Below are 25,083 nucleotides of genomic sequence, written 5' to 3'. Positions count from 1 at the left end.
TTTCTGTGTTCACAAACTTATCGTACGTTTTTTTGGGGCGTTAGAACGAGTATAAAGGGGTAGTTATGATGAAGAAATTCAATGATACGTTTTTGCGGGCGATCCGTGGCGAGCAGATTGATCACGTTCCCGTCTGGTACATGCGACAAGCAGGTCGTTATCAAGCGGAATATCGTGAAATCAAGAAGACACGGACGCTTTTCGAGATCACACATGACTCGGAGCTAGGCGCATATGTGACAGAACTACCTGTAAAACAATTAGGGGTCGATGCAGCGATTCTGTATAAAGATATCATGACACCACTTCCATCGATGGGCGTTGATGTCGAAATCAAGAGTGGCATTGGTCCAGTCATCGCGAACCCGATTCGCACAATGGAGGATGTCGAAGCACTGCAGCCGTTCAACCGCGAAGATATTCCGTATATCTATGAGACGATTCGTTTGTTGCGCGAACGACTCGAAGTACCGTTGATCGGTTTTTCTGGAGCACCATTTACACTTGCGAGCTATATGATTGAAGGTGGACCTTCAAAGGGATACCATAAAACGAAAGCATTGATGTATGGACAACCTGAGGTATGGCATGCCTTAATGGAGAAACTAGGTGACATGGTCATCGATTACATCAAATCACAAGTAGATGCAGGGATCCAAGCGTTCCAAATCTTTGATTCATGGGTCGGAACGACAAGCCGGAAAGATTATGTCCGTTATATCAAGCCGACGATGGAACGTATTTTCACGGAATTAAAAGACACGGGTGTACCGATGATCATGTTTGGTGTAGGGGCGAGTCATTTGGCAGAAGAATGGCACAGCTTACCGTTAGACGTCGTCGGACTTGATTGGCGTTTGTCGATCGATGAAGCACGTGAGCGTGGTTTAACGAAACCTGTCCAAGGAAACCTCGATCCATCTTACCTATTAGCACCATGGGATATCCTTGAAGCAAAAGCGAAAGAGATTCTCGATATGGGTATGAAGCAACCAGGCTTCATCTTTAACCTCGGTCACGGTATTTTTCCAGAAGTCGATCCAGAAGTATTGAAACGTTTGACTGCATTTATCCATGATTATTCGAAAGAAAAAATGGAGGTAGGAAAATGAAGACGTTAGGATTACTTGTCATGGCGTATGGTACGCCGTATAAACCAGAAGATATCGAGCGTTATTACACGCACATCCGACGTGGACGCAAACCGACTCCCGAAGCATTGGCAGAGTTGACGGAACGTTACGAAGCAATCGGGGGTGTCTCACCACTCGCGCAAGTCACGATTGATCAAGCAGAAGAGTTGCACCGTCAATTGTCTGAGAAATACGCGGGCGAGATTGAGTTTAAACTCTACCTTGGTCTAAAACATATTGAACCGTTCGTTGAGGATGCTGTCGAGCAAATGGCAAAAGACGGCATCACAGAAGCGGTCACGGTCGTTTTAGCACCACATTACTCTACGTTCAGTATCCGTTCGTACAATGGTCGTGCGAAGGAAGTCGCGGATCAACATGGTATTCGCCTCGCATCTGTTGAATCTTGGTATAAAGAAGAAGCGTTCCTCGATTGGTGGGGAAAAGAAATCCGCAAGACGTTCGACGCTTTACCAGTACCTGAAGAAAAAGCCGTGCTCGTTGTTTCAGCACACAGTCTGCCTGAGAAAATCATTGCAAACGGTGATCCATACCCAGACCAATTGAAAGAAACTGCAGAATTGATCGCCCAACGTGCTGGTGTATCGCATATGATCACAGGTTGGCAATCAGCTGGACAAACGCCAGAACCATGGCTCGGACCTGATGTTCAGGATCTGACACGGGACGTCTATGAAGAAAAAGGGTACGAAGCGTTCGTCTACGTACCGGTTGGTTTTGTTGCCGATCATTTAGAAGTATTGTTCGATAATGATTACGAATGTAAAGTCGTCTGCGACGAACTCGGAATTCATTATGCTCGACCTGTCATGCCAAATGCGGATCCAGCTTTCATGAAAGCTGTCACGGAAGCCGTTGCGAAACAGGTGGGTAGTTATGTCCAGTAAACGTCTCGTCATCGTAGGCGGCGGTATTTCAGGACTTGCGGCTGCCTACTATGCAGAGAAACAGTTTCCGGATATGAACATCACGTTACTCGAGGCAGAAGGTCGTCTCGGTGGGAAGGTAGCGACATTCCGAGATGAAGGACTAACGATCGAACGTGGTCCAGATTCGTATGTTGCACGAAAACACGTGCTGACCGATCTCATCGAAGAGATTGGATTAGGCAATCAGCTCGTTCGGAACAATACGTCGCAAGCCTATATCTTAGATGCGCGTGGTCTTCATCCAATTCCGAAAGGTGCCGTGATGGGAATCCCGACGGATTTAGAGTTGTTCGTACAAACCTCTCTATTGACGGAAGAGGAAAAAGCAGAAGTGACGGAGCGATTGCTCCATCCTGCTGCTGATTTAACGATTCCGGAACGAGATATTCCACTAGGGGAATACTTGCGTCCACGCCTAGGGGATGCACTCGTCGAGAAGTTGATCGAACCGCTTCTTTCAGGTATTTATGCGGGGGATATCGACCGGATGAGCACGTTTGCGACATATCCACAATTTGTCGCGAATGAGCAAAAGGCAGGAAGCTTGTTTGAGGGGATGCGCCTCATGCGTCCGCTTGATCAGCAACAAGGTCCGACGCTCAAAGCGACAGGTCAATTCTTGTCGCTCGCAACAGGACTCGAATCGCTCGTCGAACGATTGGAAGAAGTGCTCGAACGGACAGAGATTCGTCTCGAAACACCGCTTCGATCAATCGAACGTGAGAACGACGGACGGTATCGTCTCGAAACAGACCATGGTCCGGAGTTCGCTGATGATATTTTATTGACGATCCCACATCGCCAAGTCGTTTCCTTGTTACCAGAAGTAACACTTCCCGGACTCGCGAACCTTTCGACACACTCGACAGCGACCGTCACATTGATTTTTGACAAGGAAACAGCGTTACCAATTGATGGGACAGGGTTCATCGTCAATCGTCGAGCACCGTATTCGATTACAGCGTGCACGGCGATTGATCAAAAATGGAATCATGCAGCACCGAATCATACGGTACTTCGTGCCTTCATTGGACGTCCTGGGAAAGACGCCCTCGTTCGAGAATCAGACGAAGTGATCGAGCGCGTCGTCTTAGAAGATCTAGAAAAAATTTGTGGTCGTGCACTTCAACCGGAACGCATCGTTATCAGTCGTTTATTAGATGGATTACCTGCCTATACGGTCGGACATGCGGAACGGATTCAAGAAGTGCGAGACACTGTCGCTTCTCATTATCCACATATTTATTTAGCAGGACTTGCCTATGATGGTGTTGGACTGCCAGATTGTGTCGCAGGTGTCAAAACGACACTTGAACAAATGGCGTTACAACAACCGGAACCGTGCCAAGAGTCATGATCGATGGAAACCTTTTTGAAGCCTTTCGTGCTTTAAAAAGGTTTTTTTGTCTTCAGAAGAATGACGAGGAAGGAAACGGGAATAAGAAACAGAGGAATCAAAAAATTGAAGGATACCGTTGAAACGGGAGGTAATTGTATGGTGGAAGTATGGAGTACGTTCACGATCATCATCGTTTACGGATTGCTTATCATGAATATCTTAGCTGTTTTAACGGTTATTTTTCTGGAACGGCGCGATATTGGAGCGACGTGGGCATGGGTATTTATCTTGTATTTCGTTCCACTCGTCGGATTTTTCGTCTATCTCTTTTTCGGAAGACTATTGAAAAAAACGAATTTTTATCGGATCACGGAAGAAGAACAATTGGAACATGATAGACGGATTACTTTGCAGAAAAAAGAATTAACGACGATGGGAAGACATCCGATGATTCAAAAACACCGAGACATGATTCGAATGAATTTGATGTCGAACGGTTCGCTACTCAGTCTTTCGAATCAATTGCAGATCCTTTCAGATGGGGAACAGAAGTTCAATCGGATGATTCAAGATATTCAACAGGCTGAGCATGAAGTGAATATTCAGTACTACATCATTCAAAAGGACCGCCTCGGATTAGCGTTGATTGATACATTAACTGACTGTGCCCGCCGCGGGATCAAAGTTCGACTGTTATACGATGCTGTCGGTTCACGTAGCCTCAAACGAACAGATTTTAAGGAGTTATTAGCACACGGTGGGGAAGTGTTTGCCTTTTTTCCGTCGACGATCGGGTTCGTCAATTTTCGATTAAATAATCGCAATCATCGTAAATCCTGTATCATCGATGGTCGCATTGGTTATATCGGTGGATTTAACGTTGGTACAGAATATCTCGGAATCGATGAAAAGTTCGGCTACTGGCGAGATACGCATTTTCGTTTAGAAGGTGACGTCGTTCACGATCAACTGGATCGCTTTATTCTCGACTGGAACCAAGCAAGTGATATCTACACGGAAAAATCGCTGTTTTACTACGGAACACATACGATTCATGATATTTTACCGATGCAAATCGTCACGTCTGGACCGGATTCTCGCTCAGAATATTTAAAGCTTGCCTTGATCAAGATGATCAACGAAGCGAAACGAACGATTTATATCCAATCGCCTTATTTCATTCCAGACACGAGTTATTTAGATGCGTGTAAGGCAGCCTTATTATCAGGAGTGGAAGTGCGCATCATGATCCCGAACAAACCGGATCATCCTTTCGTTTACTGGGCAACGACTGCTGCTGTAGGAGAGCTGCTGTCTTACGGAGCTAACGTCTATACGTATGAGCCTGGATTTTTGCATGCGAAAACAATCGTCGTCGATGGCGAAATTGCTTCAGTTGGAACAACGAATATTGATGCGCGAAGTTTTCGTTTGAATTTTGAGATGAATACGATTGTCTATGATCAAGGTATCGCAACTGAATTGGAACGACTTTTCCTAGCTGATTGTGACGTCTCGAAACTCATGACGGTCGAGTCCTATGCGGCACGTTCAAGAATGATCAAATTCAAAGAAAGTATTTCACGTTTACTGTCACCAATCTTGTAAATGGTGTTTAGGACCAGCCAAAATGTGAAAAATGGTATAGTGGTATGGAAAGAGAAAAAGAGGAGAGTGAAGACGATGACAAATCCAATCAAACTACTCGTATCAGACATGGATGGTACCGTTCTTTCGGGTAAACAACGAATTGAACCGGAGACGATTCAAGCAATTGAAGCAGCACGCGAGCAAGGTGTAGAATTTGCAATCGCAACAGGACGTAACTACTTAAACGCGAAGGAATTAACGGATGCAGCAGGTATTCACTGTCCGATTATCGCCTCAAACGGAGCGCGCGTCATGACGGTCGATGGAGAAGAATTGAGTGCGACGACGTTAACGACGGAGCAAGCGCAACAAATTTACGGCATCATCAGCCAATATGAAGTTTTCTTCGAGATGTTCTGTGATCAAGGACTCGTGACAGCACAGGGGGCAACGATCGATGCAGCCTACGATTCGCTGAAAGAGCTAAGTGAAGAAAGTGATCGGGCAAAACAAGTCCTTGATTTCTTCCACGATCGTTATTATGTCCATGAAGATGTCAAGATGATTGATGGATTCCGCTCGTACATTCGCAATCAAGCGGGTCAAGTGTTCAAGTTCATTTCGTTTTCATTTGATCAAGAATTAATGAAAACGATTTGGCAAGAAATCGAACAGAAGGTCGACGGTGTATATGTTACGTCGTCAGGACATGATAACATCGAAGTCATGGCAGTTGGTGCTGATAAAGGAACAGCGGTCAAAATTCTTGCCGATCATCTCGGTGTACCGATTGAACAAGTTGCTGTCATCGGCGATAACTTGAACGATCTTCCGATGTTCAAAGTTGCTGGCAAGGCGATTGCGATGGGGAATGGTCACGATGAAGCAAAAGCAATCGCCCATCACGTGACGAAAACAAACGATGAGCACGGCGTCGGATATGCGATTCAGCAGTTGGCGTCCCGTGCTTGGTAAGGGGGACGTTTCATGTTTAAGGCCTTCAAGGAGTTCGCATTTCGCGGGAATGTGATTGATTTAGCGGTCGGGGTCATTCTTGGTGCAGCCTTTAGCGGTATCATCAAGTCGCTCGTCGACAGTGTCTTCATGCCGTTGATCGGAATCATCATTGGTGGCATTGATGTCAAAGGATTATCAGTCATGGTCGGAAATGCGGAGTTACAATATGGTCAATTTCTTCAAGCGAGTATTGAATTCTTATTGATTGCCTTTGCTCTGTTCATCTTTGTTAAAGGCATTACTTCGTTCCGGAAAAAGGAAGAAGTCGTTGAAGAAGAAGCAGTCCCGACGACAGAAGAAAAATTATTAACAGAAATTCGGGATGCCCTGATTCGTCAAAATGGGTCATCAACGAAAAACTGACGTATACAAAAAGCCTGTTTCACATCTACATGTGAAACAGGCTTTTTTAGCTCATAAAATTTCGAGTAAGGCATTCTCGGAACAGACTTGTAGTGATAGCTGTTTCTTCATTCCTTGATCGAACGAAATTTCTAATACGTCATCGACCAGATGCAAAACCGTCCCTGGACCAAACGCCGTATGAGAGACACGCATGTTCTCGGTAATCGGTAACGGAGGAACACTAGCTCTTGTTGCAACAGCAGGGCGCTGACGTTCTGTCTTCCGTTTGGCATCATCCGGCGTAACGAGACGGTGAACATCTTCGACGAATGGGGAAACATCGAACGACTTCGATTTAAATCGATACGAAAGGAGATGTAGCTCGTGACGGGCTCGTGTCATCCCAACATAAAACAATCGTGCTGCTTCTTCCATATCATCGAGTTGTCCGTTCTTATAGGCCTTAATCGTATCAGCGGATGGAAGAATACCCGCGACTAAATCAATCATGAAGACACGATCAAATTCGAGTCCCTTCGCACTGTGAAAGGTTGAAAGGGTGACTGCATTTTGATTTTTATTTTGTTTGGCATCACGCATTAATTGTTCAAGATGCGATATCCGTTCGCGGAAGGCGAGTAACGTCGGTACATCGCTCGCGATATTATCAATCGTATTCAATGTCTCGAGCAAGTGATCGAGGCTAAAACCAAGACTCTCACTCATTTTTCGCAAATTCTTTTCATAGCCTAGCTCATGACGAATCAAGGATAGCGCAGCGGACGGTCGAACAGTCTGAATCGAAGCGAAGGTGCGCTTCATTTGCTGAAGTTGTTTCTTTTGATAGAACTTCATATCAATTTTATTGATGAGTAGATCAAACAAAGACTCACCTGTACCGAACTGCTGTAGTTGAGCGAGCTGAGCTTTTGAGATGTACCCGGCAAACTTTGTATGAATGGTTGCTAAAACCTCGATATCTGTCGGATCTTGTGCGAATGTCATGAAGTTTAAAATATCCTTCAAAATCCAATGACTGAAGAATTTATGGTCGACATCCTTAATGTAGAACGGAATGTTTGCTTGATCCAAGGCGTTCATCACATTAATCGATGAGGCATTGTTGCGATATAAGATGGCTACTTCACGATAATTCGTCTCTGTTCGTAATTGGTTCAATAGATAGCGAGTTTGATCCTCGTAAGTAGGTAGTGTTTCTAAGATGATCGGACGAACAGAATCATTCTCTGTAAACATCTGTTTTGGATAGCGTGCTTTATTACGCTGAATGAATTGATTAGCAACCGAGACGATGTCTTGAGACGAACGATAATTTTGTTCCATGTATAGGACTGTCGCATTTGGATACGTATCCTTGAAGTGCAAAATTTTAGAAGCGTCTGCGCCACGCCAGCTGTATAACGTCTGATCATCATCGGCGACAACACAAAGACGATTGTGTGGTAAGGCTAGCTTTTCAACCAATTGATGTTGGACAAGTGACGTATCTTGACTCTCATCCGTTAAGATATAGTCGAAACGACGTTGGTAATGTTGCAATAAACGACGGTCTTGTTCAAGAATCGTATTCGCATACGTCAACATATCATCAAAGTCGAGTAAGGGATGTAATGGATCACGCGATTTGAATTGTTCATATGCGACATAGATGTCAGGAAAATGTTTGATCGTCGTCGGAACTGCCTTGATTTCCTTTAAAGAAAGAAGACGGTTTTTGACGAAGGAAATCATTCGTAATAACTCATCCATCTGATCATCAGTGACGACACTTCGATTGATTTCTTGGAAAATCCTTCGGAGTAACATCCGTTTATGTGGAGCATTTGGATGTTGTTGATCCATCGGACCTTCGATGATCGTATAGGAGAGACGTTGTTGGGACGTATGATCCCGGACGACTTGAAAAGCAAAACTATGGATCGTCGAAAAAGCCGCAGTTGTTCCGATTAGTTCATGGAACAAATGATAGAATCGGTCCGCCATCTCACGGGCTGCTGCTTTACTGAACGTCAGACCTAGAATACGATGCGGTTCGATGCGTTTTTGTAAAATCAAATAAGCAATCTTAAAATTAAGAGTCGTTGTTTTTCCAGAGCCGGGTGAGGCGAGCAACAGCAAAGGACCATGGTCATGTTCGATTGCCTGTCGTTGAACAGGATTCAGCTGAATACCGGTCAATCGCTCCATCTGTTCGAAAAAATCTTCATGCATGATACAGTTCACCTCGAGCATTTTATTTCGTGTTTATTAAATCGAACTTTCCTTAGTGTAGCATTTTTAATAGCAAGAATGGATTACGGAAAGAGGAACTGTGGAATAAAGAGACAAAAGCCTTTTGGACGCTAGATCTTTTAAAAAACTAGGCAAATGAGCATAAAAACATTAAAATGGGAATAGATGTAAGAGATTACTCTCTTGTCCTGTACAAAGAGGGAAGGCGGAATGAGAATGTCTGTAGTGAAATTACACATGTATACGAATGAACATTATGAACAATGTGATGCGTTCATTCTTCCGGAAGAGCAAGTCCAATTCACTTCTTTTCCAACGGATGTCGTCACAGACGCAGTTGCCCACCCAGATAAATTTCCAGTTGTCATTAAAAAAGATGAGCTCGTCGTCGGATTTTTTATTCTCCACCTCAATCCACCTAAAACGCATCGAACCGACGAACAAAGTGTCTTGTTACGTGCCTTCTCCATTGATGCGCGTCATCAGCACCAAGGGTACGCAAAAGAAGCGATGATGCAGTTACCGGAGTTTGTTCATCATCATTTCCCAGAAGTCACAGCGATTACACTTGCGGTCAATAAAAAGAACATTGCAGCAAAATCACTCTATTTCAAGACGGGATACGTTGATACGCTACAGTCTGTCATGGGACCAATCGGAGAGCAGCACATCCTCGCGTTCGATTTAGAAAAAGAATTGCGATTAAAGCAGTGAAGCAAAAAAGCATTTTCCTGATTCTGTTCAGGAAAATGCTTTTGTTCATTTATGATAAATCATAGAGTGAGAGGTGGGCAGTGGCTTCACCTGAGAATTCAATCCCTCGGCTCGATCCTTTCGGGAAAATACGTCCGCTTGCAACGGCTTCTCCATCATTCAGGAAAAGTTCGAATGAAGATCGATCGATGAACAAGCGTAACGTATGCAAGTCCTTCGTAAGAACAGTCGACCGCGAAGTGCCGAATGATTCGGCAGGCACTTCCACACCTGAACGACTTCGATCAATCGAAAATTGACGAGACGCAGCATCATAGTGGAATACCGTCTCTTCTGCTGCCTCTTGGCGAACAGAGAAGCGGAACGAATCAGACGTCAGTTTCAGATCTGAAAGGACGAGTTCGAAAATCTCAGCTTCACCAATCGTCACATTCTGTTCGAAAAGAATTGTTTCGTCAAACAGCGTCTCTTTTCGGAGTTGTGTCAGTTCGCGAACGGGCCGTTGACGAAGTTGTCCGTATTCAATCGATAGTTCACGAGGTAATGTCAAAGCATGAGCCCAGTTATAGATATCAGAAGGATAATTGATATCTGGTAAGCCCATCCAACCAACGAGAATCCGTCGACCGTCTGCTGCCTCTGTTGTTTGTGGCGCATAGAAGTCAAATCCGAAGTCGAGTTCTTGGAATGATTCATGTGTGAATTCTAAGTTTGGTAATGCTAATGGTTCACCGATGAAATAACCGGACTGAAAAATATTTTGATAGTTCGCACCGTCGGGCTCGATCCCTTGTGGACTAAATAGAAGAATACCTTTTCCATCGAGTTCGAAATAGTCAGGGCATTCCCACATATAACCGAATGTCTGATAATTCGTCTGTAGCTCACCGAGGAACGTCCAGTGCTCTGCATTTTGAGATTGATAAATGACAGTACATCCTGTTAAATCACTCCGCTGTGCACCAATGATGCAGTACCACATACCGGATGCGTTTTGAAATACTTTCGGATCACGAAAATGTTCAGTGTACCCTTCAGGAACAGTTGGAATAGCAGGGGGTAAATGTTTTTCGATTCGACCATCCGAGCGAAGATGTCCGACGATTTGACTCGTATGACGATTCCAATCGGCATCCCGCTTGTTACCGGTGTACATGATGTGGACTTGGTCATCTTTAATGAATCCACTACCAGAATAAGCACCATGCGAATCAGGATCGTCATTTGGAATCAAGGCGGCTCCTTCATCAAACCAATGTACTAGATCTTTTGATGTCATGTGATACCAGTACTTCAGCCCATGGACGGGTCCGAGTGGAAACCATTGATAGAATAAATGATAGAGACCGTTGTGATAGACGAAACCGTTCGGGTCATTCAAGAGTCCAGTTGGTGGTTGAATATGATAGGAAAATCGCCAAGGAGACGTTCGAACTTCTTCCTTCATCGCTTGGTAAACGCTCGGATCGACATCCGAGAGGGGACGATATCGTGCTTCACGTGTCCATTGATTCATGCTGACAGCTCCTTGTTGAAAATTTATACGCTTCTCGTTCACCTTACGGAGGAGAGCAACGCTTGTCAATCCTCCGTCCGGAATGGTCAATGAACCGACATACATCCTCTGCCGTTTTGCTTCGAACGATAGAGTGCTAAATCAGCCCGATGCATGACCTGTTCGAGGGATTCTCCTGTCACTTGTTCAGCGAGTCCGATACTCATTCCGATGTTTACGGTCTGTTCTTCTAAATGATACGGCATCGAGACATGAGCAATCCACTGCTCACCTAAGTATTGTGCTTCTACTAACGATTGTGTCGTTAAGACGATGATGAACTCATCACCACCAAGACGAGCCACGAAGCCACCAGGCGGAAGCAACTGTTCTAGCCGTTGACTGACTTCAATCAGGAGAAGATCACCAAGGGCGTGACCATATGTATCGTTAACTGATTTAAAACCATCTAAATCCAGACAGAGGTAGATAGAATGCGTATCCGTAGGCAATTGCTCGATGTATTGCGCAAGACCATTTCGGTTCGCAAGACCAGTTAGGCTATCGCGTTGCGACAATCGTTCGAACGTTAATTTCTCTTGTTCTGTATGCAGTAACCGGTGAATCAGTTGTTGTAAGGCGTCCGTTAGGGTCTCAATTTCTCTAATTCCGCGATGGTTCGGAAGTGATTTTGAGGGATCATCCTGCATTTGTTGTGCCGCGTGGGTGATTTTTAGTAGCGGTCGTGTTAATAGTCTTGCTAACATCCAGCCGAGTACCGCTGTAATGAGAGAAGCAATCAATCCAGCGATGAAAATCGTTTGACGTAAGGCATCAGCATCAGCGAATGCAACTGAAGTCGGTTGACGCACGAGAACCGTCCAACCGAGTCCATCATACTCTTTATAGCCACTGCTTGTACTTTGACCTGATACGAATTCTTTTCCTTTCCAGGAGGCGGTCATAGAAGCGTTCTCAGAAAGTGTGACATTACCGGGCAATGTCTGACCGCTCCATCCGTTCGGTCCAAGCAAAATCGTTTTTCGGTCTTGACTAATGATGAAGACATCTACTTGTTGAAGAGAGGACGTAGCACTCTGAAAACTTTGTTCGATTGCTTTTGCCCATTCGAAGCTGAGATGAGTCGCGAGGACACCGGAAAATCGTCCTTTATCATATAATGGCGTACTGATATCAACGAATTGTAGCGGTTCACCACTTGGGTTTGGTAATAATTTCGCTAATAGGACGGCTTCATGGACATCACCAATGAATGGCTGTGATAAGGCTTTTTGAAAGACAGGTCGTTCTTTAATTGACGTTCCTTCAAGAATCTGATTCGTTGAGGCAATGACCTTACCCTCGACATCTAAGCGACCGATCCAAGAAAAGTCAGGGATCTGCCGTTGTAATTCTTCGAGTGTTTGGCGCGTTTCTGTTGTTTGATTTTCTTTTTGAATGGTTGACAAGGAGCCGAGCAATTTCACTTCCGCATAGCGTGACCACATGTAATGATCGAGCTTATCGGATAGCTGGTGAGCGGTCGTTGACAGATTCATCCCAACTTCTGATCGAAGCCGGCTTGTCGCATGTTGACTAATAAAGAAGGTCAACAAGAGTGTCATGCTGAAAAATAATAGGGAAATCAATCCTGCTAACAGGATGTCAAAGCGAATTGAGGGTCTGGACATTGTGTCATACTCCATTCATACGTTTTCATTTGTTCGCGTTCGAATCAGATACATAAACGTCTACTTGTTGCTCGCGGTTTGAGATGCTCGTTCGCACGTAGCGGAAACCGTGTTTTTCCCAAAAACGCTGGGCTTTAAAATTATCAGATAAGACTGCGAGATGGATGTGAGGTTCCTGACTTAGGAATTGATCACAAAAAGCGGAGAGTAACCGACTACTAGTGCCCGTACCGTGCTGAGAAGCATCAAGTAAGAATAGTCCAATCCAAGGCGTACCGTCTTGCGGATGTTTCGGTAGATAATCAACTAGTAAGACAGGTTCTCCTTCAAGATACCCAATCAATGATACCGTATCAGGATTTAGGAACTCTTCTTGTAAGATTGAATCAGAGAGCGGAAGTATACGTTCTTCCATTAATGCATATTCAGGTACGCTTTTATATAGAGATTGAATGATCGAGAAGTGATTGCGTGTCACTTCTTCAAAAAGAATCATCTGAAGGCTCCTTTCCTTTTTGATATAAAGTTTCTAACATTAAAGCTTTATATTTGGAATCAGATTACAGATTTGTAAGGAATGGAACTTTTCTTGTTAAAATCACGTACACTAATAGCATAGACAAAATATGAATAAGGAGGAAGAGTTGATGTTAAAAATTGAAAATATCTCAAAGCGTCTTGGAAAAGAGCAAATTTTAAAAGACGTCAGTTTTGAGGTATCCCCAGGTGAAGTATTCGGTTTCCTCGGACCAAACGGGGCAGGGAAGACGACGACGATTCGTATCATCACGGGTCTACTCGAACAGGATGCAGGGAAAGTTACGGTTAATGGGTTCGATGTCGTCGAAGAGCGTTCGAAAGCGTTGACGCAAATCGGAGCAATCGTCGAAAATCCAGCCTTTTATCCTTATTTGACAGGAAAACAAAACCTGATTCATGCGAAAAATTTAATTCCAGGACTCGATCAAGTGGATTATGACGCATTAGCGCGTCTTGTTGGTCTAGAAGGGAAACTGTCTAAGAAGGTCGGTGAGTACTCGCTCGGGATGAAGCAGCGACTTGGTATCGCACGTGCACTGTTACATAATCCGCGGGTCTTGATTCTAGATGAGCCAACGAACGGTTTAGATCCGTCAGGGATTGCAGAGCTCCGTGAATATTTACGACAAATGGCACGTGAGCAGGATATCGCGATTTTAATATCTAGCCATATGTTAAGTGAAATGGAGCAAATCAGTGATCGCTATGCCATCATTGACCAAGGTGTCATTAAATCGGTCGAATCGGTTCGTAATGAAACGGGAGCGAAAATCGCTCTTCGTGTTAATGCGGAAGCGAAAATAGACGTCCTTGAAGCGCTTCGCGTCGCAAACTATCCGTCAGAAGTGCTGGATGAGCAAATCATCATCACGGCACCAGAAAGCGAATGTCCAGCGATTGCCCGACTTGTCGTGCCGATTGCTGATTTACATGAACTGACGGTCAAACGTTTGACGCTCGAAGAACAATTCTTACAAGTAACGAAAAAAGAGGGGGATTCACATGCTTTCGCTCATACAAAATGAATGGATGAAATGGTGGGTGACTAAAAAAGCGAAGATCGTTTTAGCGCTATATGTCGTTATCGCAGTTGGTATTATCATCGTTGCAAAGACGAATGATTTTGAGTTCACACGTTATGACTATTATTCACTGACATTCCTTTTGCTGACATCGCTACTAGGAATCATAACAATCGTCTTTACAGCAGAAGCCATTGGGAATGAAGTGCGTTATGATACGATGAAGCATTTATTGATGAGCCCGTATTCACGAATGACGATTTATTTTTCGAAGCTGATTTTCTCGGTTTTGATCATGTTACTTCAATTCGTGTTCATCGCTGCAATCGTCTATGCAGGCTCATTTGCGTTTTCAGAGGCAGGAGATCCGATTCTGTTCCGAGACACAATCGTTGGAGTCGTTAGTCCGATCTTTACGATATTCATGACGCTATTCTTCTCATTGTTATTCCGTTCTGTTGGAATGATCATCGGTTTCACTGTACTGGCACAGTTCTTTACGAGCATTGCTGGTAACTTACTGATCAACTTCAAGCCAGCAATCGCTAAGTGGATCGTATTCATGCACTTAGACTGGTCGATGTATTTCAAGGATTCTATGACTTATGGTATCAGTGAAGCAATGGGGACATCTTTGACATTCTCTATCTTATTCGTATTGGCACATATCATTGTCCTGTTAGGTGCATCGATTCTTGTCTTCCAAAGAAAATCATACACGTAAATGAAAGAGCTTCTGCTGATCGATGAATTCATCAATCAGCAGAAGCTCTTTTGCAGTATTAAGAACTGGTTCGTTTTGGCGGACGTGCCGTAATCGGGAAGATTCGTTGGAACCATTCGATCAGTGGACCGTTCAACAATAAGAAAATAAAAGTTCCGACACCGATTCCAATCAGTTCACGTTCGATCAGTGAAAAGAGACTAGCGATTACGAAAGGAATCCCAAGACTAATCGTTGCTCCGAGCGATGTACTTTTAAATCGACTAATGAGTGACTTCATCAAGTAATCCGGTGGCATTAATACAAATCCGATTTGGAGATAGAGTGCGAGTCCAAGTGAAATTAATGGCATACCAATCAACATGTACAAAGCACGCATCCAAAGTCCTTGGGGTGTGTAGATCAATTGATGGATCGATAAGAAGAAATCAATCGCGGCACCAAAGAGGACGACGAGTGCAAAACTGAGGACGATCGTCCACCAACTGAAGCGGCTCCCAAGAGAAAGTGCCGCAATCAAGGCGAGCACATGTAAGACAATAATCGCTAGTCCGACGGTTAACGGTGAAATGGCGGCGACGGCTTCGCTTGCGGAAGTCCAAGGTGCACTTCCGATCGAGGCGGTCACCATGAAGCTGTTACCTAAGGCATTGATTAGAATTGAGAATAAATAAATGATGATCCGTTTTTGCTGACTCATTGACGTGCACAGACGGTAGGACTGCGCGTTCACCTCCTGATAATAAATCGTTTCGTTAAGCTATACCCTAATCGTAGCGCTCTTTTCACTTATTTTCATGAAAAGAGCATTGCCTAATCCTTAGGTTTCACGACATACTTAGGACACATTACGAATCAGGGGGAGAACGTATGACATATTTTGGACAGAAGATCCTGCCTTCCGTTAGAAAATTAGAAGACTTCGAAAAGATGCTTAAGAGTCCGTATGAATATGGGGTCTTACTCGAAATGCATGTCTCGCGTCTGAAAGCAGTTTATGAAATGGCACATCGTTACGACAAGAAAATGTTTTTGCATATGGATCTTGTTCAAGGGTTAAAAAATGATGAGTATGCAACCGAGTATGTCTGCCAGGAGTTGAAGCCGTATGGCGTCATATCAACGAAGGCGAGCGTCATCTTAAAAGCACGTCAAAAAAAGGTCAAGACGATGCAACGCATGTTTTTACTTGACTCCAGTTCGCTTGAAAAAAGTTATCAACTCATGGAACGAACACAACCTGATTACATCGAAGTGCTTCCAGGACTAATGCCAAAGTACATTCAAGAAGTGAAAGAAAAGACGGGACGCCTCGTATTTGCGGGTGGGCTCATCGATACGGTCGAAGAAGTCGAACAAGCGATTGAAGCCGGTGCCTCAAGTATTACGACCTCAAATAAGGATTTATGGCGTCATTTTGAACCACGTTCTTAATCGGAATGTGATGAAAATCATTCGGAATGTTTGACAGCGTTTTCACTGATTGTTATAGTGATATCAAGTTGATACAAAGTGACGGAGAAAAGGGAGATTCACGTGTGAGTTCTGCTTGAAGCAACTTCAAGTATGAGCTGACGTGGATCTTCTTTTTATGTTGCTTTTTTCACATAATTAAAAGGAGGAACACATATGTCACCCATATTAGCGGAATTTTTAGGCACAGCCTTACTTGTCGCACTTGGAAATGGTGTTGGTGCAGGCGTTAGTTTAACGAAATCGTTTGCGAAGGACGCAGGCTGGATTGTCATTACATTTGCCTGGGGCTTTGCCGTAGCGATTGCAGCATATGCCGTTGGTCAGTTTAGTGGCGCTCATCTTAACCCTGCAGTGACGCTTGGCTTAGCCTTTGACGGTTCATTTGCATGGGCAGATGTACCGGGCTATATCGTCGCTCAAATTGCGGGTGGGATACTTGGTGCGAGTCTTGTTTTCGTCCATTACTTACCACACTGGGCAGAGACGAAAGATCCAGGAACAAAGCTTGGTGTTTTTGCGACGTCACCAGCGATTCCACATACATTCGCCAATCTAATGAGTGAAATGATTGCGACGTTCTTACTTGTCATTGGGTTGTTATCGATCGGAGCGAATAAGTTCTCAGATGGTCTAAATCCTTTGATTGTCGGTTTTTTGATCGTCAGTCTCGGTATGTCGTTTGGAGGAACGACAGGATATGCGATGAATCCAGCGCGGGACCTTGGTCCACGTATCGCCCACTTCATCTTACCGATTCATGGTAAAGGATCCTCAAACTGGGCTTACTCTTGGATTCCGGTTCTCGGACCAGTTCTTGGTGGAAGTCTTGGTGGATTGTTTTATCGTTCGGTCTTCACAGGAAAAGACACACCAGCTTTTTGGATTGTAGGACTTGTGACAATCATCATATTAGGCTTATGCTATAGATTCGGTGTTCGTCCGAACAAAACAACGTCAGTGGAGTCAAAGTCAGCTTAACTTATTTAGATACAAAAGGATGGGGAAGAGATGGAGAACTACATTTTGTCATTGGATCAAGGTACGACGAGTACACGTGCGATCCTGTTTAACCGTGCCGGTGAGATCGTACATTCAGCGCAACAGGAATTCACACAGTATTTTCCGAAACCAGGTTGGGTCGAACACAACGCAAACGAGATTTGGGGAAGTGTCCTTGCGGTCGTGGCGACTTGTCTGACGGAAGCGAACGTAAAACCGTCACAGATTGCCGGTATCGGGATCACGAATCAACGTGAAACGGCCGTTGTCTGGGAAAAGGAAACAGGGAAACCGATTCACAACGCAGTCGTGTGGCAATCGAGACAAACGGCTGAAATTTGTGAAGCCCTTCGAGCAGCCGGTCATGCCGAGCTCTTCCGTGAGAAGACAGGTCTATTGATTGACGCTTATTTCTCTGGTACGAAAGTCAAATGGATTTTGGATCATGTCGAAGGAGCACGGGAACGTGCTGAACGTGGTGAACTCTTGTTCGGTACAATCGATACGTGGCTCATCTGGAAATTATCCGGCGGAAAAGCACATGTGACCGACTATTCGAATGCAAGTCGTACGTTAATGTATAACATCCACGAATTAAAATGGGATGATGAATTACTTGAAATCTTAGATGTCCCTAAAGCAATGCTTCCAGAGGTTCGTCCTTCTTCAGAAGTCTATGCTGAAACAGCAGGATATCATTTCTTTGGTGAGGCGGTTCCGATTGCAGGAGCAGCAGGCGATCAGCAAGCCGCATTATTTGGTCAAGCGTGTTTCGACAAAGGAATGGCGAAGAACACGTACGGTACAGGTTGCTTCATGTTAATGAATACAGGTGAAGAGGCCGTGAAATCAGACCATGGATTGCTCACGACAATTGCGTGGGGTGTCGACGGAAAAGTCGAATATGCTTTAGAAGGAAGTATTTTTGTCGCAGGTTCTGCGATTCAATGGTTACGTGACGGATTACGTCTCATTGATGATGCTAAAGAATCAGAAGGATATGCGACACGTGTCACGTCATCAGACGGCGTTTACGTCGTACCTGCTTTCGTGGGTCTTGGAACACCATACTGGGATTCTGACGTCCGTGGAGCGGTCTTTGGTTTAACACGTGGGACGGAAAAAGAACACTTCATCCGTGCAACACTTGAATCACTTGCTTACCAAACGCGTGATGTCCTATCGGCAATGGAGCAAGATTCAGGAATCGAGATGAAGACACTTCGTGTTGACGGTGGAGCGGTGAAGAATAACTTCTTGATGCAGTTCCAAGGTGACATCATTCAAGCACCGGTTGAACGTCCGGAAATCAATGAAACAACAGCGTTAGGTGCAGCATACCTCGCAGGTCTTGCTGTCGGATTCTTTGAGAACCGTGAACAGATTGCTACCCAATGGAAAAAAGAACGTCGTTTTGAGCCAAGCATGGCAAAAGAAGAGACGGATGCACTCTACGGTGGATGGAAAAAAGCTGTTCAAGCTACGATGTTGTTCAAATGATGTGATCTATGTTATAGTAAGGTCAAGTTAATAAATCGGTCGGAGAATATGGAGAGACCACAGCAGCAGTTGACATAGTCAGCGTGTTTGTTGTGGTCTCTTTTTTTTCGAACCTAAACAGGAGGAACTATTCATGGCTAACCAACCATTTTCAAGCAAAAACCGCGCAGATGTCTACAATCGATTAACACGTGAAGAACTCGATCTACTCGTCGTAGGTGGCGGGATCACAGGTGCGGGAATCGCACTCGATGCAGCGTCACGCGGTATGAAGATTGGCCTCGTCGAAATGCAGGATTTCGCGTCCGGTACGTCTAGTCGTTCAACGAAATTAGTCCATGGTGGTCTACGTTATTTAAAACAATTCGAAATTCAAATGGTCGCTGAAGTCGGTAAAGAACGCGCGATCGTTTACGAAAACGGACCACACGTCACGACACCAGAGTGGATGTTACTTCCGATGCATAAAGGCGGTACGTTCGGACCGTTCAGTACGTCAATTGGTCTTCGTGTTTATGACTTCTTAGCAGGTGTTAAACGTTCCGAGTGGCGTTCGATGTTATCTGCGAAAGAAACATTAGCAAAAGAACCACTCGTTAAACAACAAGGTCTTAAAGGTGGCGGTTACTACGTCGAGTACCGTACAGATGACGCTCGTCTTACGATTGAAGTCATGAAAGAAGCGGTCGAGCACGGCGCACGCGTCGTCAACTATACAAAAGCAGAAGAACTCATTTACGATGCTGGAAAAGTCGTTGGGATGCGTGTAACAGATCTTTTAACTGGTGACGTACATGAAATCCGTGCGAAAAAAGTCGTCAATGCGACAGGTCCATGGGTCGATGAATTACGTGAAAAAGATGGATCAAAAGTCGGAAAACAACTTCGCCTGACAAAAGGTGTCCACGTTGTTATCGACCAATCGAAATTCCCACTCAAACAAGCAGTCTACTTTGATACACCGGACGGTCGGATGATCTTTGCGATTCCACGTGATGGAAAAGCATACGTCGGTACAACAGATACGTTCTTCGATAAAGATACAGCACATCCGAAGTTCACAGTCGAAGACCAAGACTACGTCTTAGATGCGATTCACTATATGTTCCCAGACGTCAAAGTAACAGCGGAAGACGTGGAATCAAGCTGGGCTGGTGTACGTCCGTTGATCTATGAACAAGGAAAAGATCCTTCTGAAATTTCGCGTAAAGACGAAGTATGGCAATCTGAGTCAGGTCTCATCACGATTGCTGGTGGGAAATTGACAGGATACCGTAAAATGGGCGAACATGTCGTTGATCTCGTCGCAAAACTCTTGAAAAAAGAAGACAACGTCGCATATGCACGTTGCTCGACGAAAAACATGCCAATGTCTGGTGGACACGTCGGTGGAGCAAAAGGATTTGCTGAATTCCTAAAAGCTCAAACGGCTTCAAATGGTTTATCGACAGAAGAAGTTCAATTCTTAGCGAAACGCTACGGTTCGAACCTACCGAAAGTGCTTGAATATGCAGCAGCATACGATGCAGCTACGACAGCTCTTCCACGTTCGGTTTACGTTCAACTTCATTATGGTATCGAACATGAAATGGTCGCTCGTCCGATTGACTTCTTCATTCGTCGTACAGGTGCCGTCTTCTTTGACATCGCATGGGCTCGTGCTCATAAAGACGCGGTCATCGAAGAGATGAAATCTGTTCTAAACTGGACAGCAGATCAAACGGCTGCTTACACGAAAGAACTCGATATCGAAATCGAAGATGCAGCACATGCAATCGTTACAGAATAAACGATAAGTAGTTAAAGAGCCAAGATCAAAACGATCTTGGCTCTTTTTGTATGGATTAAGAGTGACTTGGGCGGAAAGATTGCAACTCTGCTTAGAGGCGACTATGCTTAATGTATGATACTGCACAAAAAGGAGAGAACACTGATGAAAGTAGAAGTATGGTCTGATTACGCGTGTCCGTTTTGTTATATTGGGAAGCGTCGCTTAGAACAAGCGATTGTGAACGAAAAGCAAGATGTCGAGGTCGAATTCAAGAGTTTTGAACTTGATCCAAATGCGCCGGCAGTGCCGACGCAAGGATTGTATGAAATTCTTGCTTCTAAATATGGAACGACTCTCGAGCAAGCACGAAATATGTCGCAAGGTGTCGTTGATACGGCACGCGAAGAAGGATTACATTACGAGATGGATCAAGTCATCCCAGCCAATACATTCGAGGCTCATCGTCTGACTCAATTCGCTAAGAAACATGGTAAGATGAATGAAGTATCAGAAGCCTTGTTCACAGCTTATTTCATGAATGGAGAAGACTTGAATGACCCAACCATTCTGACACGAATCGCAGTAGAAGCAGGACTTGCTGAAGCAGACGTCAAAGCATTTCTCGCGTCACAAGAACTAGCGACAGATGTTCGGGAAGAAGAAGCAATGGCGCAACAACTGGGCGTCCGCGGTGTTCCATTCTTCGTCTTTGACCGGAAATATGCCATTTCTGGTGCCCAACCAGTCGAAGCATTTGAACAAGTTTTCGCGAAGATGCGTCAAGAACAAACACTTGAAATCATCGCGGAAGGCGATGCTTGTGGTGTTGACGGCTGTAACTGATCGTATTTTGATTCCATTATAAAAGGAGCACGAATCCCCAATGAAATTCATCTTCCATCCTGAGATTCGCGATGCGCGAATCAATCTCGCTGTCGAAGAATTCATCTTGAACAACTTGAACGTCAATGAAGAAGACTATTTCTTGTTTTATATTAATGGTCCGTCCATCATTGTCGGAAAAAATCAAAACACGAATGAAGAAGTCAATTTGAAGTATGTCGAAGAAAACGGCATCCACGTCGTCCGTCGTCTTTCCGGCGGTGGTGCTGTTTATCATGACGAAGGAAACTTGAACTTCAGTTTCTTGACGAAAGATGATGGCGATTCTTTCAACAACTACAAAAAATTCACGGAACCGGTTGTACAAGCATTGCATAAGCTCGGTGTCGAAGCAGAGCTTTCTGGTCGCAATGATATCCATGTCGGAAGCCGAAAAATCAGTGGTAACGCTCAGTTCACGACAAAAGGACGGATGTTTAGCCATGGTACATTAATGCTCGATTCAAACATCGAAGAAGTCGTCAATGCGCTTGTCGTTAGCGAAGAAAAAATGCGCTCAAAAGGCATTAAATCAGTTCGGAGCCGCGTCGCGAATATCTCGGAATTTCTAACAGAACCGTTGACGATGGAACAATTCGTTGACCATCTCCTTGCCTCGATCTATGAAGGGAAAGAGATTGAACGGTACATCTTGACAGAGGAAGACTGGGATAAAGTACACGCCATTTCAGCAGAACGTTATGGCAACTGGGACTGGAACTTCGGGAAATCCCCGAAATTCGACGTCATCCATAAGAAGCGTTTCCCGATCGGGACGATTGACTTCCGATTGAACGTCAAAAAAGGCATCATCGAAGATGCAAAGATTTATGGCGACTTCTTCGGGGTCGAAGACGCGGAAGAAATCGCACGGGCGCTAGAAGGTTCACGTTATGATCGCGCGTCACTTCGTGAAGTTCTGGGTCGTTATGAATTGAAAAAATATTTTGGAGCTGTCGAACTCGACGAGGTCCTAGACGTTTTAGCATAAGTCTTTATGGGAAAACTCCTTCTATCAACTGCATAGGGGGAGTTTTTTTCATGGGCTACAATAAAGATAACTTTTTAGAAGGTTCTTTGACGGACTTTATTAATTTTGAACGCATTTCTGAAGGGTTACCAAAGACTGAGGACGAGCAGCCGTTACCATATTATGAACGTGATGATTATAAAGCAGCGGGAAAACTAGAAGGCAAGGTCGCAATCGTCACAGGAGGTAACTCTGGGATTGGACGCGCTGTCTCAATTGCTTATGTCCGAGAAGGGGCAAAAGTCGTGATTGCCTTTTATGGCGATCAAGAGGGGGCGGAAGAAACGAAGGCGCGTCTTGAAGAATTGGGAGGCGAAGTCCTACTTTCTAAAGGAGATATTGGGGACGCAGACTACTGTGAAACACTTGTTCAAAAAACGATCGACCGTTTTGGTCGCTTAGATATCGTCGTCAACAATGCGAGTATGCAAAAACCAGAAGATAGTCTGAAGGACATCACGGATGAGTCGATGGAGAAGACATTTAAAACGAATATCTTCGGAATGATGCGTCTTGCGCGTGCTGCTTTACCGCACCTTTCACTTGGCTCTGCTATCATCAATACGACTTCTTCGACAGCATACGAGGGGAACGCATTATTGATCGACTACTCTGCTACTAAAGGAGCAATCGTCAGCTTCACGCGGAGTCTTTCAATGAATCTGGCAAAAGAGGGCATTCGTGTCAACGCCGTCGCGCCAGGTCCAATCTGGACACCGCTCATCACGGAGACGTTCCCGGATGAATCAGTCAAGACATTCGGAAAAAACACGCCAATGGATCGTCCAGGTCAGCCGGCTGAGATGGCATCTGCTTACGTGTTCCTCGCCTGTAATGATTCGAGTTACATGACAGGACAGGTCCTTCATTTAAATGGCGGTGTCATCGTTAACGGTTAAAAAGAAACTCGGTGAAAACGTTTCCAAAAAGTGTTACACTATCCATACGGTCGCTTTTGACTACGTATGGATTTTTTTTACGTAAAAAATGAATAGTCATTCATTCGAAAGGGGAATTTTGCTCATGCTTGGATTGATTCAATCCGTTGAGGAAACAGCTCGGACGCATCCGGACTCAACGGCGTATGTGTTTGAGGACACGCAAGTCAGCTATCGTGAGTTCGTCGAGAAGTTTCACCGGGCAGCCGGCGCGCTCGAAGCGAACGGAATTCGAAAGGGTGATCATGTTGCGCTTATCTTAGGAAACAGTCCATCCTTCCTAGTCGCGTACTATGCCATCATGAAACAAGGCGCTATTGCGATTCCGATTAACCCTACATACACGCCAGATGAAATCGGGTATATCCTGATGAACGGTGATGTGAAAGGGATTTTAGGAATTGCGCCGCTCGTCGAAGCAGCAAAAGATCGTCTTGTCCATTTACCAAACCTCAAGATCGTCGTATCTGTTCCTTACGCGGGTCAGGAAGGACCAAACGAGACGCATCAACAAGTGACATTCATTACACTTGATCGCTGGCTCGAAATCGAGCATCCATTGACTGAAGTAACAAATGAACTGGACGATATCGCTGTCATTCTCTATACGAGTGGGACGACAGGAAAACCAAAAGGCGCGATGTTATCGCATCGAAATCTGACATCAAATGCGCGCTCGATCGGCGATTATCTACATGTATCGAGTAGCGACCGGACACTTGCTGTGTTACCGATGTTTCATGTCTTTTGTTTGACGGTCGTCGTTAATGCTTCACTCGCACATGGGGCATCAATCATCATTGCGTCACGTTTCTCGCCACAAGAGACATTCGAGTTAGCGAAAAAAGAACAGGTCACAATCTTTGCAGGTGTTCCGACGATGTATAATTTCTTACTGCAAACTGTGAAAGCACATCCGGAATATGCGACTTATTTTGAGTCGACGCGTTTGTTCGTCTCAGGGGGAGCAAGTCTTCCGGTGCCGCTTCTTGAAGCATTCGACCGGACGTTCCAGTGTCATATCCTTGAAGGGTACGGTCTGTCAGAGGCGTCACCTGTTACTTGTTTTAACCCGGTCAATGGTGTCCAGAAGCCAGGCTCGATTGGGACATCGATCGTTGATGTCGAAAATAAAGTCGTCGATGAACTCGGACAAGAATTACCAGATGGTCAGGTCGGAGAATTGATCGTTCGTGGTCCGAACGTCATGACGGGCTATTATAAGATGCCAGAAGAGTCACAAGCGACGTTAAGAGATGGCTGGTTGTATACGGGTGATCTAGCACGTCGAGATGAGGATGGCTATTTTTATATCGTAGATCGGAAAAAAGACATGATCATCGTTGGTGGTTATAACGTCTACCCACGCGAAGTCGAAGAAGTGCTCTACCAGCATCCGAACGTCATTGAAGCAGCGGTCATCGGCATACCAGATGAGGAGATGGGAGAGGCTGTTAAAGCGTTCGTCGTCGCCCGAGAGCCCATGACGGAAGAGGAAGCACAGACGTTCTGTGCGACATCACTTGCCAAATATAAATGTCCGACACAGATTGAATTCATCGAACAATTGCCTCGTAATACGACCGGTAAAATTTTACGGACCGTGTTGAAGAAACAACCGACGAATTCATAAGTGGCTTAAGAACTTCAGGTTTCTGAAGTTCTTTTTCTGTG

General features: G+C 44.8%; 22 protein-coding genes. 17 read left to right on the top strand and 5 right to left on the bottom strand.

The genetic code is table 11. From position 1 onward, the window contains the following. Positions 1 to 65: 65 nt before the first annotated feature. From hemE to mscL, 6 genes are all read left to right on the top strand, one after another. The gene (gene hemE / locus ACV3PA_RS14970) at positions 66 to 1,112 is read left to right on the top strand and encodes a uroporphyrinogen decarboxylase (protein ID WP_053452647.1); all 1,047 of its coding nucleotides are present in this window, start codon (positions 66 to 68) and stop codon (positions 1,110 to 1,112) included. Then, positions 1,109 to 2,041, top strand: coding sequence for a ferrochelatase (gene hemH / locus ACV3PA_RS14965; protein WP_456125151.1), 933 nt, complete (start codon positions 1,109 to 1,111; stop codon positions 2,039 to 2,041). The genes hemE and hemH overlap by 4 nt, the downstream gene beginning before the upstream one ends. After that, positions 2,031 to 3,440: a protoporphyrinogen oxidase gene (gene hemG, locus ACV3PA_RS14960; protein ID WP_053452649.1), complete on the top strand. Its 1,410-nt coding sequence runs from the start codon at positions 2,031 to 2,033 to the stop codon at positions 3,438 to 3,440. Before hemH ends, hemG begins: the two co-directional genes overlap by 11 nt. A gap of 138 nt (positions 3,441 to 3,578) precedes the next feature. Next, positions 3,579 to 5,030 carry a cardiolipin synthase gene (gene cls, locus ACV3PA_RS14955; RefSeq protein ID WP_456125150.1) on the top strand — a complete coding sequence of 484 codons (1,452 nt, stop codon included), beginning with the start codon at positions 3,579 to 3,581 and terminating at the stop codon, positions 5,028 to 5,030. 75 nt (positions 5,031 to 5,105) lie between these two features. Beyond that, positions 5,106 to 5,987 (top strand): Cof-type HAD-IIB family hydrolase, encoded by an 882-nt coding sequence (locus tag ACV3PA_RS14950; protein WP_053452651.1) that lies wholly within the window; start codon positions 5,106 to 5,108, stop codon positions 5,985 to 5,987. Positions 5,988 to 5,999: 12 nt separating this feature from the next. Beyond that, positions 6,000 to 6,392, top strand: a complete 393-nt coding sequence (gene mscL, locus ACV3PA_RS14945) for a large-conductance mechanosensitive channel protein MscL (RefSeq protein WP_053452652.1) — start codon at positions 6,000 to 6,002, stop codon at positions 6,390 to 6,392. A 51-nt stretch (positions 6,393 to 6,443) separates the two neighbouring features. Here the strand turns inward: mscL and ACV3PA_RS14940 are convergent, their stop codons facing one another. Further along, complete coding sequence (locus tag ACV3PA_RS14940) at positions 6,444 to 8,606, bottom strand: ATP-dependent helicase (protein WP_456125149.1); 2,163 nt, start codon at positions 8,604 to 8,606, stop codon at positions 6,444 to 6,446. Between the two features lie 237 nt (positions 8,607 to 8,843). On the opposite strand from ACV3PA_RS14940, the gene ACV3PA_RS14935 reads away from it, so the two are divergent. After that, the gene (locus ACV3PA_RS14935) at positions 8,844 to 9,341 is read left to right on the top strand and encodes a GNAT family N-acetyltransferase (protein WP_053454486.1); all 498 of its coding nucleotides are present in this window, start codon (positions 8,844 to 8,846) and stop codon (positions 9,339 to 9,341) included. 49 nt (positions 9,342 to 9,390) lie between these two features. On the opposite strand, the gene ACV3PA_RS14930 is transcribed toward ACV3PA_RS14935, so the two are convergent. The 3 genes from ACV3PA_RS14930 to ACV3PA_RS14920 form a co-directional block, all read right to left on the bottom strand. Beyond that, positions 9,391 to 10,857, bottom strand: a complete 1,467-nt coding sequence (locus ACV3PA_RS14930; RefSeq protein ID WP_456125148.1) for a glycoside hydrolase family 32 protein — start codon at positions 10,855 to 10,857, stop codon at positions 9,391 to 9,393. Positions 10,858 to 10,943: 86 nt separating this feature from the next. Further along, positions 10,944 to 12,527 (bottom strand): diguanylate cyclase domain-containing protein, encoded by a 1,584-nt coding sequence (locus ACV3PA_RS14925; protein WP_053452655.1) that lies wholly within the window; start codon positions 12,525 to 12,527, stop codon positions 10,944 to 10,946. A gap of 25 nt (positions 12,528 to 12,552) precedes the next feature. Next, entirely contained in the window at positions 12,553 to 13,023 is a 471-nt protein-coding gene (locus ACV3PA_RS14920; RefSeq protein ID WP_456125147.1) for a GNAT family N-acetyltransferase, read from the bottom strand. A gap of 151 nt (positions 13,024 to 13,174) precedes the next feature. Here ACV3PA_RS14920 and ACV3PA_RS14915 point away from each other — a divergent pair, with 151 nt between their 5' ends. Together ACV3PA_RS14915 and ACV3PA_RS14910 are read left to right on the top strand one after the other, a co-directional pair. After that, complete coding sequence (locus ACV3PA_RS14915) at positions 13,175 to 14,092, top strand: ABC transporter ATP-binding protein (protein ID WP_456125146.1); 918 nt, start codon at positions 13,175 to 13,177, stop codon at positions 14,090 to 14,092. Next, complete coding sequence (locus ACV3PA_RS14910; RefSeq protein ID WP_053452658.1) at positions 14,070 to 14,813, top strand: ABC transporter permease; 744 nt, start codon at positions 14,070 to 14,072, stop codon at positions 14,811 to 14,813. The genes ACV3PA_RS14915 and ACV3PA_RS14910 overlap by 23 nt, the downstream gene beginning before the upstream one ends. A gap of 58 nt (positions 14,814 to 14,871) precedes the next feature. Here the strand turns inward: ACV3PA_RS14910 and ACV3PA_RS14905 are convergent, their stop codons facing one another. Next, complete coding sequence (locus ACV3PA_RS14905) at positions 14,872 to 15,513, bottom strand: YczE/YyaS/YitT family protein (RefSeq protein ID WP_053452659.1); 642 nt, start codon at positions 15,511 to 15,513, stop codon at positions 14,872 to 14,874. Between the two features lie 170 nt (positions 15,514 to 15,683). Here ACV3PA_RS14905 and ACV3PA_RS14900 point away from each other — a divergent pair, with 170 nt between their 5' ends. The 8 genes from ACV3PA_RS14900 to ACV3PA_RS14865 all read left to right on the top strand — a co-directional run bounded on the left by ACV3PA_RS14900 (position 15,684) and on the right by ACV3PA_RS14865 (position 25,042). Further along, on the top strand, positions 15,684 to 16,247 hold the full coding sequence (locus tag ACV3PA_RS14900; RefSeq protein WP_023467370.1) for a glycerol-3-phosphate responsive antiterminator: 564 nt from the start codon (positions 15,684 to 15,686) through the stop codon (positions 16,245 to 16,247). 195 nt (positions 16,248 to 16,442) lie between these two features. Beyond that, positions 16,443 to 17,267, top strand: coding sequence for an MIP/aquaporin family protein (locus ACV3PA_RS14895; RefSeq protein ID WP_053452660.1), 825 nt, complete (start codon positions 16,443 to 16,445; stop codon positions 17,265 to 17,267). Between the two features lie 30 nt (positions 17,268 to 17,297). Then, positions 17,298 to 18,788 (top strand): glycerol kinase GlpK, encoded by a 1,491-nt coding sequence (glpK, locus tag ACV3PA_RS14890; protein WP_053452661.1) that lies wholly within the window; start codon positions 17,298 to 17,300, stop codon positions 18,786 to 18,788. A 133-nt stretch (positions 18,789 to 18,921) separates the two neighbouring features. After that, positions 18,922 to 20,577 (top strand): glycerol-3-phosphate dehydrogenase/oxidase, encoded by a 1,656-nt coding sequence (locus tag ACV3PA_RS14885; protein WP_053452662.1) that lies wholly within the window; start codon positions 18,922 to 18,924, stop codon positions 20,575 to 20,577. Positions 20,578 to 20,721: 144 nt separating this feature from the next. Beyond that, complete coding sequence (locus ACV3PA_RS14880) at positions 20,722 to 21,402, top strand: DsbA family oxidoreductase (RefSeq protein ID WP_456125145.1); 681 nt, start codon at positions 20,722 to 20,724, stop codon at positions 21,400 to 21,402. 40 nt (positions 21,403 to 21,442) lie between these two features. Further along, positions 21,443 to 22,432: a lipoate--protein ligase gene (locus ACV3PA_RS14875; protein ID WP_456125144.1), complete on the top strand. Its 990-nt coding sequence runs from the start codon at positions 21,443 to 21,445 to the stop codon at positions 22,430 to 22,432. Positions 22,433 to 22,482: 50 nt separating this feature from the next. Next, complete coding sequence (locus tag ACV3PA_RS14870) at positions 22,483 to 23,370, top strand: SDR family oxidoreductase (RefSeq protein WP_456125143.1); 888 nt, start codon at positions 22,483 to 22,485, stop codon at positions 23,368 to 23,370. A 124-nt stretch (positions 23,371 to 23,494) separates the two neighbouring features. Continuing rightward, positions 23,495 to 25,042 (top strand): fatty acid--CoA ligase family protein, encoded by a 1,548-nt coding sequence (locus tag ACV3PA_RS14865; RefSeq protein WP_053452666.1) that lies wholly within the window; start codon positions 23,495 to 23,497, stop codon positions 25,040 to 25,042. Positions 25,043 to 25,083 lie beyond the last annotated feature (41 nt).

Source organism: Exiguobacterium sp. EA-TM-5 (assembly GCF_053878415.1).
The sequence above is the reverse complement of the archived record's forward strand: the minus strand, read 5'-3'. Positions and strand labels throughout refer to the sequence as shown.